Here is a 14,209-nt window from a genome sequence, read left to right as displayed (position 1 = left end):
CGAGGGTCAGCTGCCTGGGACCTCGATTCTGGCCAGAGCACCTGCCTCCAGAGCCACCCAGATCGCCCCATCCGGCCCGACCGTCAGGCCGTGCGGCTCGGCGGCCTGCTCCGAGATCTCGGGCAGGGCGTACTCCTCGATCATGCCGTCCACGGTGATGCGGCCGACGTGGCCGGTGGCCCACTCGGTGAACCAGAGGGCGCCGTCCGGACCGGCCACGATGGCGTGGGGCCGGGCGCCGCGGTCGGGCAGGGGATATTCGGTGATCTTCCCGGCCACGTCGATGCGCCCGATCTGACCCGCGCCGATCTCGACGAACCAGAGCGCCTCATCAGGCCCCGCCGTAATGTGCACCGGCGCGGCCCCCGCCGTCGGCAGCGGATGAACCGTGACCTCGCCCGACAGCGTAATTCGCCCGATGGCGTTGCCCTGGTTGAGCGTGAACCAGAGGGCGTCGTCGGGCCCGGCGGCGATCCCCGACGGCATCCCGCCCGGCACCTCGAACTCGGTGAGCTCTCCATCCGCGCCGATCCGCCCGATCCTGTCGGTCTGCATGCAGGTGAACCACATCGCCCCGTCGGCACCGGCCACGATCCCGTACGGCGAGGAGACGTCGAACGCCGTCACCTCCCCATCCGCCCCGATTCGCCCGACCCGGCCACCCTGGAACTCGGTGAACCACATCGCGCCATCGGCACCGGGCGCGATCACCGTCGGCCCGCCGTCAGCGGGGTCAAGCTGGTGCACGACCGGCTCCTCGCCCGGCACCAACCGCCCGATGCGCCCTTGATGCACCAGCGTGAACCACAGCGCACCATCAGGCGCGGTCGCGATGCCGTACGGCGCACCTGCGGAAATCCTGGTCAACATATGCGTCCCTCCGAAATCTCCAGCTCGGTTCCCCTGAACCGCCGTCGCAGCGCACGGTCGTGCGACACGACCACCAGCGCGCCGCCGAAGCAGTCGAGCGCCTGCTCCAGCTCCTCCACCAGGGTCAGTGACAGATGGTTAGTCGGCTCGTCGAGCAGCAGCAGATCGTGCTCGGCCGCCAGCAGACCGGCCAGCGCCAGCCTCCGCTGCTGCCCCACGGAGAGCGCGCCCACCTTGAGATCGAGCGTCTCCGGCCGGAACAGGCCGGTGGCCAGCAGCGCGGCCCTACGCTCGTGACCAGGGCCGTGGTCGTAGGCGTCCAGGACCCACAAGGCTGGATCGTGGAGAACCTCCTGAGGCAGGTAGCCCACCCGGCTGCGGGCCCGCTCGGCGATCTGCCGCAGCAGCGTGCTCTTGCCCGCGCCGTTGGCGCCGTGGATCAGCAACCGGTCACCGGCCCTGATCGTCAGCCGCTCCACGTGGAGCCGGTTACCGACACGAACGTCACACAGCTCCACCAGCGTGCCGTTCGCGGAGGCGAGGGCCTGTGCGGGTGCGTCAGTGTCGTTCGCCGGTGTCGGGAGCCGGCCGAGCGGGGGGTGTGGGGATGTTGTGGCTTGGCCGTGCGGGTCCTTCGCCGAGGTCGCGGGCCGGGCGAACGTGCCACGGAAGCGTAGCGGGCGGGGCGGCTCGGGGACCGGGTCCGCCTCCAGGCGGCGCAGGCGCTCCTGGGCGTTGCGCACGCGGCTGGCGATCGAGCTCTGCACCCGGCCGGCGTTGCGGTCGTAGGCCATCTTGTTGTTGTCTCGCATGACCCGGCCCGCCGCGACGCGGTGCGCGGTGGTGGCGGCGTGCTCACGCACCTGACGCACCTCCGCGCGCCAGGCGGCGTAGGACTGCTCGTGCCGTGCTCGCGCGGCCGCCTTCGCCTCCAGGAAGCCGGTGTAGCCGCCGCCGAAGCGGGTGGTCGTGCCGCCTTCGACCTCCAGGATGGCGGTGGCCACCCGGTCGAGGAAGATCCGGTCGTGGGACACCACGACGACCGTGCCCCGGTGGTCGCGCAGCCGCTCCTCCAACCAGGTCAGCGCGGACTCGTCGAGATGATTGGTGGGCTCGTCGAGCAGCAGCGTCTCCGGCGAGGCCGCCAGCAGGCAGGCCAGACCCAGCCGGGCCTGCTCCCCGCCCGACAGGCTGGACAGCATCCGCTCGCGCCCGACATGGCTCAGGCCGAGCCCGTGGAGCGACTTGTCGACCCGGGCGTCGGCTTCGTAGCCGCCACGGGTCTCGAAGGCCGTGACAAGATCACCGTACTCCTCCATGAGGTCGTCGGAGAGCGCCGACTCCAGCTCGCGCATCCTGCGCTGCATGGCCCGCAGCTCGGCCAGCGCCGCATCGATCACCTGCTGAACCGTGTGGCCGAGCGGGAGGTCGAGCGTCTGGCCGAGGTAGCCGCCGTCGGCGGGCACCACGACCTCGCCCTCGTCCGGCCGCTCGGCTCCAGCGAGCAGCCGGAGCAGCGTGGACTTGCCCGAGCCGTTCTCGCCCACGATGCCCAGCCGCTCGCCCTTCCGGACGGACACGAGCACATCGACCAGCACCTGATGCCGGCCGTACGCCTTGGAAACTCTTCGAAGGATGGTCAGGGTGGCACTCCAATCGCAACTGACGTAGCTTTAGCTTGCCACGACTTGAGGCTTAATGCAACTGGAGTAGTTTTTGGAGACGAGTAAGCGACCCGGTGGACGCAGTGCGCGGGTCCGCGACGCCGTACGGCAGGCCACGCTGTCCGAGTTGTCCGAGCACGGCATGCGCGGCCTGACCGTGGAGAACGTGGCCGAGAGGTCGGGCGTGCACAAGACGACGGTCTACCGGCGCTGGGGGAGCGTCGAAGGGCTGATCGCCGACGCGCTGGAGATGGCTCAGGAGGAGCCGTGGCCGATCCCCGACACGGGCACGATCGAGGAGGACCTGCGCGGGGTGGCGAGGCTGGTGCAGAGCGGGTTCGACGACCCTGAGCTGGGGCCGGTCTCGTCGGCGTTCGTGGCGGCGGCCATGCAGAGCCCCGAGGCCGCCCGCGCGCTGCACGACTTCTTCGAGGCCCGCCATGAGCAGTCGGCCCAGGTGGTGCGGCGGGCCGTCGATCGTGGCGAGCTGCCTGTCACGGTCGATGTGCTGGAGGTGATCAGGGTGGCGGTGGCGCCGATCTACTACCGGCTGTTCGTCGCCCACGAGCCGGTGACCGAGCGGGACGCGGACCGGGCAGCGGACGCCGCTCTGGCCGCAGCCCGCGCTGGCGTGCTCTGAGGGCCTTAGCTTCGGGATGGCCGGTGGCCGATTGTGGGCGGCGCGCTGTGATGTCGTCTACGGCGTTACAAGTGTCTTGGACTGGAGGCTGAAAAGGACGATCATCATGGATGATAACGGAGGGTTGCGTACCAGATAGGGCTGTTATCCATCTTGTGATGATCGCCCCTCTTGTCGGGGTGGTCATAATTTCTTACGTTGATCATCAGATTGATGATCAGCTCCGAGCTGCGCGGAGAACGGGTACTTCCACCGCTGCGGAGGGCGACGGCTAACGCCTTGACGGGCGTCCTTCGTGGTTCGGAGTGTGATGGCGTATGCGCCGGTTCTCGTCGTGGGCTCGATCGCCGCGCCTGATTCCGTTGCTGGTGGCCGCATCGCTGCCTGGGCTGCTGTTTCTTCCGGTGGGTCCCGTTCAGGCTGAGGGAGTCGCCCAGGCCGCGGAGGTCCTCGCCACGGGGCTCTTCGATCTTCCCCAGCAGATGACCGGAACGGCTGCTGGGTTGCCGGCGCTGGTGGACGCGTCGGTCACCCAGGCGTCTAAGGGGGCGCCAGAGGGTGAGGACGGTCCCGTACGTGGTGCGTTACGGCTGGAGAAGCGACCCGCTGCCAGGGCCACCACGCCGGAGACCACCGAGCCGGGGCTTCCCGGGGGTGTTGAGCGGGCGGAGCAGCTCGATCGGCAAGCGGCGATGGGCTTTCCGCTCATCGACGACTTCTGGCCCGAGCACGGGTCGCTGGTAGAGGCCACGCCGCTGCTGAGCGTACAGGTGACGAGCGGGGGCGGCGGGACCTCGGCGGATTTCAACTTCTTCTACACCGTGTGCGAGGTGCTGGAGGAAGATGAGGATGGCGGGTTCGAGTTTCCGGATCCTGGGAACCCTGCTCCGGTGCCGGAGTGTGTGGAGTCGGGAAGGCGCGCGGGGGAGGACACCTGGCGGGTGCCGGCGGGCAGGTTGAAGTGGGGCCAGCAGTACGAGTGGTGGGCCCGCGTCGTAGACCCGAATGGTGGCGGGTCGGCGCGGACGGACAAGCAGTCGTTCGTCACCGGCGCGCCTCAGCCTGAGATTGGGGCGCACCTGGGTGAGCGTGCCAGCAGTGGTCAGGAGTTCGCGCCGATCTCCGGTAACTACACCACCACCGTCACCGATGCGCAGGTAGCCGTGGCGGGACCGCCGCTGGCAGTGACGCGTACCTACAACAGTCTCGAAGCGCGCACCGATGGGATTTTCGGCGCGGGTTGGTCGACTCTCTGGGACATGAAGATCGTGGCGGAGAGTGCGGGCTCACAGGTGACCGCACTGCTGGTCTTCTACCCCGATGGACGCCGGATCCGGTTCGCGAGCAAGGGCGACGGCGGATATCAGCCACCGCCGGGGATGCACGCCGTGATGTCGGATGTCGACGGTGGCGGTTGGCGACTGATGGACAAGTCGTCGACGAGCTTCTTCTTCAACGCCTCCGGCCGCCTGTCGAAGATCTCGGATGCTCGCGGCCGGGAGCAGACGCTTACGTACGGCAGCGACGGCAAGCTCGGCAAGGTGACCGGCGTGGGTGGCCGCTCGTTGCACTTCACCTGGTCCGGCCCCCGGGTGGCAACAGTGTTCACCGATCCCGTGGACGGTGCGAGCCTCACCTGGACCTACGGCTACGAGGGTGACAATCTGACCCAGGTGTGCGCGCCGGTCGCGGCACCGAACTGCACCGGCTACTCCTACGCGGATGGGTCCCGCTATCGCAGCATCGTGCTGGACTCCGAGCCGGTGGGGTACTGGCGGCTGGGGGACAAGCGGTTCGAGCCGGCGGCCAACGAGGTCAGCGGAGGGACGGCCCAGTACACCGATGTCACCGTGGGGCGGCCCGGCGCGCTGGAGGGCAGCACGGACACGGCGGCCGGCTTCACCAGGTCGCATGTCCGGCTGCCGCTGTTCACGCTGGCCCGGCTGCGGGATCGGGTGTCCATCGAAGGCTGGTTCAAGACCACGCAGAGCGGCATGATCTTCTCCGCCAGCGAGCTCAACGGTGGGGATGGGGCGATCATGCCGGCCCTCTATGTGGGGACCGACGGGCTTCTGCGTGGCCAGTTAGGGGAGATCAGGAACAGTTCCGGGTCGTGGGTATATACCCCGGTCACCAGCGCTGCGCCGGTCACGGATGACCAGTGGCACCATGTGGTGCTCAACGTCGACGGCACACGTCAGGAAATGTTTCTCGACGGCCAGTCGGTGGGCGAGGTCAACGGCGAACTCTATCCGGAGTTCCGGGAGAACGCTGTCATCGGCAGCGGTGACCGGGGCAGCTCCTGGTCCGACATCCCTGGCGGGCCCACGACTCGCGGTGTCTTCGCGTTCAATGGCTCGATCGACGAGTTCGCCCTGTACGGCAAGCCGCTGACCAGCGCCGAAGTCCAGGCCCACTATGCGGCCCGCACGAAGGTACCCAACAAGCTGACGGCAAGCACACTCCCGTCCGGCCGGGTCTGGGCGACGAACACCTACGACACGGCGACCGATCGCCTCAAGACGCATACCGACCGGCACGGCGGCACCTGGAGCATCGGAAAGCCGGAGACCAACTGGGCCGAGCAGGTCGCGACTGTCAAGGTGACCGACCCGCGCAACGGCACGGTTACTTACGGCTACGACGGCGGGCGTAATTACCGCCTGATGTATGAGGAAGACCAGCGCTCGCTCAAGACGAAGTTCGCATACGACACCGGCGGATTCCTGACCAAGACGACCGACCGCAATGGCAACGTCTGGCGGCGGTGGAATGACAAGCGCGGTAACCAGATCAGAGCCAGGTCCTGTCGCGCCGCGGGTGATTGTCAGACCCACTACGCGTCCTATCACTTCAATAAGGATGATGATTTCGACCCGCGTAACGGTCGCCAGCTCACCTTCAGGGACGCGCGCTCGTCCAGCGAGACGGACAACACCTACGTCACCACCCAGGAGTACAACTCGCACGGTGAGCTGACGAAACAAATGACCCCGGCCACGCTCGACTTTCCCAATGGACGTTCCAGCACGATCGCGTACACGGATGGAACAGAGTCGGCAGTCGATGAGGGTGTTATTCCGGCGGGGCTGGTGAAGACCCGCACCGATGCCCGGGGCAACTCGACTTCGCTGCGCTACACCGCAGCGGGTGATCTGGCCGAACATACGGATCTGGCAGGGCTGGTGACCAGGTTCGAGCACGACGCGCTGGGTCGGGTGATCGCCGAGACGCAGATCTCCGACGTCGAGCCCGCCGGTGTGAGAACGATCTTCACTTACGACGAGCGTGGGCGAGTCGCCGCCGAGACCGCTCCAGGGGTGAAGAACGAGATCACCGATGTCACGCATACCGCGAGGACGAGTTACACCTACGATCCGGACGGCAACCTGCTCACGGAGACGGTTGCCGACCTCACTGGTGGTGACGCCGAGCGGGTGACCGCGTACACCTACGACGAGTTCGGTGGCCAGGCGACGGTCACGGACGCCACTGGCGCAGTGGTGCGTTCTACCTGGGACAAGATGGGCATGCAAGCCACCTTGACTGACGAACTCGGCTCAGTGTTCGGCTACACCTATACCGAGCGTGGTGAGCTTGCCACCCGTACGTTGAAGAACTGGACGGGTAGTCCCGTCAATCCTCAGACGGCCACAGAGATTGTGCTGGAGTCGCTGTCGTACGACCCGGTGGGGCGGCTCGCCGCACGCACGGATGCGATGGGTCGCAAGACCTCGTATACCTATTACGGCGATGACCTGCTGTCCAAGGTGATCGGCGATGACGTCAAGCTCAACGGTTCCACCACGACCAAAGACGTGGAGCTCGAATCATTGACCTACGACGCCGCTGGCAACATCACGCGGCACGTCACCGGTGGCAGGGCCACCACGGTCGACTATGTGTACGACGCTGCGGACAGGCTCAGCTCCGAAACATTCGACCCGGCGAACCTCGCCCGGAAGACCGCCTACACCTACGACGCGAATGACAACGTCATCACGACCAGGAGGTCCGGATCCGGGACGAGCCGGGTTGAGACGAGCGAGTTCGCCTACGACAAGGACAACGAGCTCGTCCGCGAGACGATCAACAATGAGGACCATGGCCTGACCCGTACGTGGACAGTCGACGATCGTGGATTGGTTCTCGAGGAGGTCGACCCGCGCGGCAATGTGGACGGGGCGGATCAGGCGGCATTCGCCACCTCCTATCGCTACGACCGGATGGGCCGGCTCGTTGAGACCAAGGACCCGTCCGTACGGATCGACAAGGCGGGATCGTCCCAGCAAGCACGTCCCGCCATGCGGATCGGTTACGACAACGGTGGCCAGCAGACACATGTGGTCGATCCTGAGGGGCGCCTTGCCACCTCGACGTTCGACCGGATGGGTCAGCGTACGTCGCTGACCGGGATGCCGTACACGCCACCCGGCGGCACCACGGTCACGCCCAAGACGGCATACGAGTACGACGCCGCCGGACGCGTGATCAAAATTACTGATCCGCGTGGGCAGAGCACGACGGTTGAGTACGACGCTCTGGACAACCCAGTTCGCATCACAGATCCACCGGCGGCGCCAGGGCAGCCTGCCGGGCGATGGGTGGCGGAGTTCGACCGGTTGGGCGAGCAACTGGCGGCGATCGACCCCACCGGAGCACGTGTCACAGCCACCTATGACGATCTCGGTCGTCAGATCACTCGCACCACGGTGGAACGCCGCCCGACAAGTGCCGCGTACACCACTGACCTGCGCTACAACGACGCCGGAGAGCTCACCAAGGTGATCCTTCCCGGCAACCGGACGACCAGCTACACGGTCAACGCCGCTGGCGAGATCACAGCCGTGACCGACCCGATGAACGACACCTCCACCTACAGCTACGATCTGGCAGGCCGTCCCGAAAAGGTCACCAACCCGCTCGCTAACGCCATGGTCGGTGCCTATGACCTGGCCGGCCGGTTGACCAGTGTGAAAAGCCTGAACAGCAACGGGGCGACGGTACGCAGCGTCACCATGGGCTACGACGCCGCCGACAACCTCACCCGCTTCACCTCTGGTGAAGGTCACGTGACCCGACGCGCGTACGATGCGGTCAACCTGCTCACCGAGCTAGTGGAGCCAGTTTCCGGAACCGAGTCGATCACCACCGGTTACGGCCATGACGCCATAGGCGCCCCGACTCGCCTGACCGACGGCCGTGGGAACACGACGTGGACCAGCTACAACCCCCTGGGGCTGATCGAGACTCTTATTGAGCCGGCCACCACTGCCCACCCCGCCCCGGCCGACCGTACCTGGACGCACGTCTACGACGTTGCCGGTAACGAGACCACTCTCATCCAGCCGGGCGGGGTGCGGCTGGACAGGCAGTACGACGCCCTGAATCGAGTCACCAAGGTCGCTGGTTCGGGCGCAGGCATCGTCGCTGATGACAAGACCTACAGCTACGATCTCGCGGACCGCGCCACCACGGTGGGCAATCAGAGCCTCGAGTACAACGATCGCGGCCTGCTGACCAAGGTCGCCACCCCGTCTGGAACGAGCGCCACCTTCGCCTACGATGCCGTGGGCAACCCCACCCAGCGCGTCGACTTAACCGGTACCACAGCCTTCACCTGGCACAACGACGACCAATTGAAGAGCGTCACCGATCCTGTCAGCGGTCGCGTCAATACCTACAACTATGACGAGGCTGACCGGCTTACCACCGTCACCTCGACCAACCCCGTCAACACGCAGACCTACACCTACGACGCCCTCGACCGGCCGATCACCCACACGCTCCAAAAGAGCGGGGGAACTCAGCTCGCGAAAATCACGTATGGCTGGGACAAAGACGACAACCTTATTTCCAAGACCACCGCTGGCACCGCAGGGGCCGGCACCAATACCTATGGTTACGACCACGCAGGCCGCCTCACCTCCTGGACCGGGCCGGACGGTACCGCCACGAGTTACACCTGGGACGCCTCAGGCAACCGCACCAAAGCAGGCAACAAGACCTACACGTACGACGAGCGCAACCGTCTGATCTCCGGAGACGGCAGCGACTACACCTATACTCCGCGGGGCACTCTGGCCACCCAGACCAAGAACGGCGTCACCCGCAATCTCACCTTCGACGCCTTCGACCGGCTCATCAACGATGGCGACGCCCGCTACACCTACGACGCCTTCGATCGTGTGGCCACCCGCCAGGGCGGCAGTGGCAGTGAGCAGCGCTTCGCCTACGCGGGCCTCGACAACGACATCATCGCCATCACTGACCAAGCAGGCGTCGTCCAATCCCGCTACGGCCGCGATCCGTTCGGCGGCCTCCTGTCGGTCGCAGAAGCGGGTAACACTCCCCTCGGAGCGCTGACCGACATCCACGGCGACCTGATCGGCACCTTCTCAGGCACCGCCTTGAGCAGCACCACCACCTACGATCCGTTCGGCGAGGTCACTGCCCAGACCGGGACCAGATCGGCGCTCGGCTACCAGGGCGAATACACCGACCCGGAAACCGGCAAGGTGAACATGCATTCCCGCTGGTATCAGCCTGGGACCGCCGCTTTTGCCTCGCGCGATACGTGGACGTTGTCTCCGCTCCCCTCCATCCAAGCCAACCGCTATGCATACGGAAACGGTAGTCCCCTATCTTATATTGATCCGTCTGGCCATAATCCAGATAAGGATGGCGCTGGCGGTGGCACCGCTATAGCAACAATTCTACCGGTCGCTGTGGAAAATGGAGCCGCTGCGATAGCTGCGAATGAGGCCGTAAAGGCAGGGGCAAAGGCAGGGGCAAAGGCAGGGGCAAAGGATAATTCAGTAAACAATGTTTCTGCGAGCCCGAATAGGGGAGTTGCATACGCTCCATATGGCACCAAAACTCGGACTCGTTACGGGGATGACCATCGTGACCCTAAACCTACAAGAAAGACCGTTAAGAAGAAGAAAAAGGTAACTCCCAAGCAGCCTGTTGTCAAAAAGAAAAAAAGCGTTCCCGTGCGGCCAAGTTGTCGAACGTCCTGTAAGAAGAAGGCGCCGGTCATCCTTCATGACACGGGATGCATCAAGAAGACATGTCAGCCGCCTTGCCCGCCGACGTCCTGTCCGTGGATTAAGAAAAAGCCCAAGGATGATAAGGAGACTACTCAAACCACAAAGAAGACAACCGGAGACTGTGACGCCCGAGGCGTCTGCTGGGACACGGAACTCAGACTCTGGGAGAATGACGCTACGGGCACCCCGCCAGGAGTTCCGTTCGAAAATCCCAAAAAAGACAATGACAACATCATCAACTGCGAATATGGTCAGACATTCACTAAATGCATCGATGGCTCATGGGCCAGGGATGAGCCGCTCCATGAGATCCGTTACGACTACGGTGACCCGCCATCGCCCATCGCTTACTCCTGCGACACGCCCAACAGCTTCCTGCCAGGCACCATGGTGCTCATGGCCGACGGCAACACCAAGGCCATCGAAGACGTCAAGATCGGCGACCGTGTCGCCGCTGCTGACTCAGCCACCGGACACATCAAGGCCGAACCCGTTACGGCGCTAATCGCAGGAGAAGGCACCAAGCACCTCATCAGGGTCACAGTAGACACGGACGGTGCTCGTGGCGACGCGACGGGGACGATTACGGCGACCGACAACCACCCCTTCTGGGTGCCTTCCATGGGGGCATGGGTTGACGCGGGCCGGCTCCAACCAGGCATGTGGCTGCAGACGTCCGCAGGCACGCACGTACAGATCACGGCAGTCAAGCGGTGGACCGCGAGACAACGAGTCCACAACCTGACGGTCGATGACCTGCACACCTACCATGTCCTTGCGGGCGACCAAGCCATCCTCGTCCACAACGACAATCCCGTAGATCAGGATGCCTGGCCAGGAATTGTCTGGAGGGCTTTGGCCTCTGGCGAGGACCCGGCTTTGGGGCTCACAGCTCGCGATCCCAACGCAGTTGTCGACCCGCTATCGCATGTAGCGGGAAAACGTAGAAGCCCCTGGATTTCCACCTCAAAGTTGCCGAGTGTGGCATTCGATAAATACAATAAGGGAAATGGGATTGTTGCTATCGATCTTTCCAAGGTTCCTGGATCAATCTCCGATGTCTCCTCCGGGTTCCCTGGGAAGGGTAGACTGGACTTCTACGCCAGAAAAGATCAGGAGGTTCTGATCCATGGCTACATACCCTCCGATGCGATTGTGGGGTGTTGGGATTGAGGCATGACGATCCAGAGCTCCTTGAGGCGCTGGATCTGACCTGGGACGATGAGACGGGGTTCCTTGGCCGCTTGCGCGGCGGAGAGTTCGTTCAAGAGCTTGCTGATGCCTATATTGAGCTGCTGGGTGAAGTTGATCCCGTCGAGGATGAAGTGATAAATTCTTCCTTCGTCAAACTCCTCTGGTTTATGCCAATCTTTATAGAATGGCAGATCGAAAGGGTGGTTGAGGCGGGAACTCCTCGCGAAGATGTGGAGCGCGTTCTGGATCTCGCGACCACTCGAATCATGGATATCTTGGGGGTTCCGTGATTTTCGATTGGCCGGGCATCCAAGTAATTGGTTGACAGTTAGGTGATCTCAGGGAAATAATTCGGGACGATGAGGGATGTTTGGGACGCCTATGGTGGGGTTTCGGGCCTTTCGGGAGGAGTCGTCGAAGGCCGGAGATGGACGTGGAGCCTCCGGTAGATGAGTTCTCACCACAAGAAAGCACAACCGCCGAAAGGCTCCACGTGATTGCTCATCGTGCCACGCTCGACGTCTCCCGCGCGCTGATACACCACGTCGCCCGGTCATTGCGGGACGAACGACGGCGAGTGGGCACGCCCAAGGGCAGTCGCGCTTTGACTCCGTTCTGGCAAGCGGTGCTAATCCTGCGCTGGTTCCGGGGCGAGCACGACATCCCTAAACTCGGCCGCGACCACCGCGTCTCCCGCGCCACGGCCTACCGCTACATCGCCGAGGGGATCGACATCCTGGCAGCTCAAGCCCCTAATCTGCACGAGGCGCTGAACCGTGCCTAGGCAGATGGGCTGGCCTATGTGATCCTGGACGGCACCCTGATTCCCATCGATCGAGGCTTTTCCAACCTGATCGCGCAGGTCAGCAGGGACGGCGCCGGAGCCGAGTTGGCATGAGAAGAGGCTCCCGGTAAGACAGCAGTCGACCAAGATCCGATGCCTCTACCGGAGAGCTAAGTTGACGGCTACAGCGCTCGTGATCATTTTCCGACGGCTACGGTTCGAGGTGGTCATCGAGGGCGTCGCCCATGCATTCGATGGAGTTGGAGTCGGAGTCGGACGTGGGCGTAGGTGCCGGCGTTGATGGAGATGTGGGCGTGGCCGAGCAGTTCCTTGATCACCACCAGGTCTACGCCCTGGTCCAGCAGGAGTGAGGCGCATAAGTGCCGGAGGTCGTGGAAGCGGATTGTGCGCAGGCCCGCGCGCTGGAGCAGGGCTTTGAAGTCGCGACTGACGTTGGCCGGGTTGATCATTCCGCCGTGTCGGGTGGTGAACACGAGCCCGGTCTCGGGCCAGACCGCTCCGACGGCTTTGCGTTCGCGTTCTTGACGCTCGCGGTGTTCGGTCAAGGCGTCGACACAGGAGCCGGGCAGGGCGATGCGGCGTTCGGAGTTGACGGTCCTGGTCCGGGGCGAGCACGAGACCGGCCCCGCCGGGGATGTACTTGGAGGGTTTGGCGGATGGCCAAGGTGCCGCTGGTCAGGTCCGCATCCGTCCAACGCAGTCCAAGTAGTTCGCCGCGGCGCATGCCGGTGCGCAGGGCCAGCATGATCAGGGCGTGTAGCCGGGAGTCGCGGGAGACTTCCAGCAGGTGGCGGGCTTCGGCGGCGGTGAGGGGTTCGATGCGCTGACGGCGTCCGGCGCTGACCTGGACGTTGCGGGCGACATTACGGGTGAGGTCGTCTTCTCGTACGACGTGTTGGAGCGCGGAGTGGAGCAGGGCGTGCAGGTAGACGATGGTCAGCGGGGACAGGTACTGTCGGCAGCTTCTCGTGGTTGGCCGCGAAGGCTCCGCCAGATCCTGCACAGGGAGGCCGGGTGGTCGTCGTGGCCTGCTCGGATGCGGCTACCAAGGCAGGTCCCACCGTTCCTTATACCAAGGGGGCGGCGAACCGGAGGTCAACCGTGCTCGGTCAGGCGGAACCAGACCAGTCCGCCGGTCTCGTCGTGTTGGACGCCCCACTCGTCGGCGAATGTGTCCACCAGCCACAGTCCTCTGCCTCCGTCGTCGGCGGGGGCTGGGGTGCGGATGGTGGGCGTGGTGGTGGAGGATCCGGCGTCAACCACTTCCACCTGGACGGTCGTGCCCAGGCGGGTGATTTGGACGGTCACCTGGCCGGAGCGGCTGTGAGCGGAGTCGGAGTGGGTGACGGCGTTGGTGACGACCTCGCTGAGCAAGAGGAGGGTGTCATCGAGGATCGGGGACGGGCCGCCGAGGGACAGCAGGGAGCGTGCCCAGTCGCGAGCCTCGGGAACGGACATCGGTGTCGCCGGGAACGATCGGCTCCAGGTGGCGTGTGGCGTGGTCGTGAACGCCAGCCGGAGTGAGTCGTAAGAGTGGAGCGGCCCTTTCATGCGTTCACCTCGGCCACGATGATGTCGGCGGCATTGGTGGCGTCGGCCAGCACCCACGTGTCGCGCCGCCACAGCCGCGACCACCACGGCCGCCAGGTGAACACCCAGCCGCAATAGCGGCGGATGGCGGTGATGCGGGCGGCGGTGCCGTTCATGGAGTGCATCTCCAGGACCGGCTGTCCGGTCACGGGAACGACCAGCGAGATGCGGATGCCCAGGCCGTGCAGGTCCCAGCCCAGGCGGGCCAGGTGGCTGAATCTCTCGTACGGTTCTCGCGCCGTCATGGTTCCGCCTTCCAGGTGCTTCCAAGGAGTTCGGCCAGGGCGCGGAACAATTTCGCCACTTATTCACTCCCAGCTACGGGAAGTGAGTCCGGCCATTTCTCCTGTTGCCGAAAACGTCTGTGCTCAGGGTGCCTTCTTGGCTGTGGGGC

10 protein-coding genes are annotated in these 14,209 nt (G+C 64.7%); 4 read left to right on the top strand and 6 right to left on the bottom strand.

All coding sequences use genetic code 11. From position 1 onward, the window contains the following. Nucleotides 1-6: 6 nt before the first annotated feature. Together OHA68_RS00725 and OHA68_RS00720 are read right to left on the bottom strand one after the other, a co-directional pair. On the bottom strand, nucleotides 7-870 hold the full coding sequence (locus OHA68_RS00725) for a Vgb family protein (protein ID WP_327105849.1): 864 nt from the start codon (nucleotides 868-870) through the stop codon (nucleotides 7-9). After that, nucleotides 864-2,450 (bottom strand): ABC-F family ATP-binding cassette domain-containing protein, encoded by a 1,587-nt coding sequence (locus OHA68_RS00720; RefSeq protein WP_407674410.1) that lies wholly within the window; start codon nucleotides 2,448-2,450, stop codon nucleotides 864-866. The genes OHA68_RS00725 and OHA68_RS00720 overlap by 7 nt, the downstream gene beginning before the upstream one ends. Before the next feature lie 136 nt (nucleotides 2,451-2,586). Between OHA68_RS00720 and OHA68_RS00715 the strand changes: the two genes are divergently transcribed. From OHA68_RS00715 to OHA68_RS45250, 4 genes are all read left to right on the top strand, one after another. Continuing rightward, the gene (locus tag OHA68_RS00715; protein WP_327105847.1) at nucleotides 2,587-3,174 is read left to right on the top strand and encodes a TetR/AcrR family transcriptional regulator; all 588 of its coding nucleotides are present in this window, start codon (nucleotides 2,587-2,589) and stop codon (nucleotides 3,172-3,174) included. A 317-nt stretch (nucleotides 3,175-3,491) separates the two neighbouring features. Then, nucleotides 3,492-11,399 (top strand): polymorphic toxin-type HINT domain-containing protein, encoded by a 7,908-nt coding sequence (locus OHA68_RS00710; protein ID WP_327105846.1) that lies wholly within the window; start codon nucleotides 3,492-3,494, stop codon nucleotides 11,397-11,399. After that, entirely contained in the window at nucleotides 11,396-11,710 is a 315-nt protein-coding gene (locus tag OHA68_RS00705) for a hypothetical protein (protein WP_327105845.1), read from the top strand. The genes OHA68_RS00710 and OHA68_RS00705 overlap by 4 nt, the downstream gene beginning before the upstream one ends. Nucleotides 11,711-11,847: 137 nt before the next feature. Continuing rightward, entirely contained in the window at nucleotides 11,848-12,204 is a 357-nt protein-coding gene (locus OHA68_RS45250; protein WP_407674409.1) for a hypothetical protein, read from the top strand. A 227-nt stretch (nucleotides 12,205-12,431) separates the two neighbouring features. Here the strand turns inward: OHA68_RS45250 and OHA68_RS45245 are convergent, their stop codons facing one another. The 4 genes from OHA68_RS45245 to OHA68_RS00690 form a co-directional block, all read right to left on the bottom strand. Further along, complete coding sequence (locus tag OHA68_RS45245) at nucleotides 12,432-12,770, bottom strand: tyrosine-type recombinase/integrase (RefSeq protein WP_407674408.1); 339 nt, start codon at nucleotides 12,768-12,770, stop codon at nucleotides 12,432-12,434. After that, complete coding sequence (locus OHA68_RS45240) at nucleotides 12,767-13,228, bottom strand: tyrosine-type recombinase/integrase (protein ID WP_407674407.1); 462 nt, start codon at nucleotides 13,226-13,228, stop codon at nucleotides 12,767-12,769. Before OHA68_RS45240 ends, OHA68_RS45245 begins: the two co-directional genes overlap by 4 nt. A 92-nt stretch (nucleotides 13,229-13,320) precedes the next feature. Then, nucleotides 13,321-13,776, bottom strand: a complete 456-nt coding sequence (locus tag OHA68_RS00695; RefSeq protein WP_327105844.1) for an ATP-binding protein — start codon at nucleotides 13,774-13,776, stop codon at nucleotides 13,321-13,323. Then, the gene (locus OHA68_RS00690) at nucleotides 13,773-14,060 is read right to left on the bottom strand and encodes a hypothetical protein (protein WP_327105843.1); all 288 of its coding nucleotides are present in this window, start codon (nucleotides 14,058-14,060) and stop codon (nucleotides 13,773-13,775) included. The genes OHA68_RS00695 and OHA68_RS00690 overlap by 4 nt, the downstream gene beginning before the upstream one ends. Nucleotides 14,061-14,209: the final 149 nt, after the last annotated feature.

This window comes from Nonomuraea glycinis, from assembly GCF_035920485.1.
GTDB classification, from domain to species: Bacteria; Actinomycetota; Actinomycetes; order Streptosporangiales; family Streptosporangiaceae; genus Nonomuraea; species Nonomuraea glycinis.
The sequence above is the reverse complement of the archived record's forward strand: the minus strand, read 5'-3'. Positions and strand labels throughout refer to the sequence as shown.

Bases quoted from the DNA above. Each gene is read 5' to 3' on its own strand.
- OHA68_RS00725 (WP_327105849.1), bottom strand. From the start codon at position 870: ATGTTGACCAGGATTTCCGCAGGTGCGCCGTACGGCATCGCGACCGCG.
- OHA68_RS00710 (WP_327105846.1), top strand. From the start codon at position 3,492: ATGCGCCGGTTCTCGTCGTGGGCTCGATCGCCGCGCCTGATTCCGTTG.
- OHA68_RS45250 (WP_407674409.1), top strand. From the start codon at position 11,848: ATGGACGTGGAGCCTCCGGTAGATGAGTTCTCACCACAAGAAAGCACA.
- OHA68_RS00695 (WP_327105844.1), bottom strand. From the start codon at position 13,776: ATGAAAGGGCCGCTCCACTCTTACGACTCACTCCGGCTGGCGTTCACG.
- OHA68_RS00690 (WP_327105843.1), bottom strand. From the start codon at position 14,060: ATGACGGCGCGAGAACCGTACGAGAGATTCAGCCACCTGGCCCGCCTG.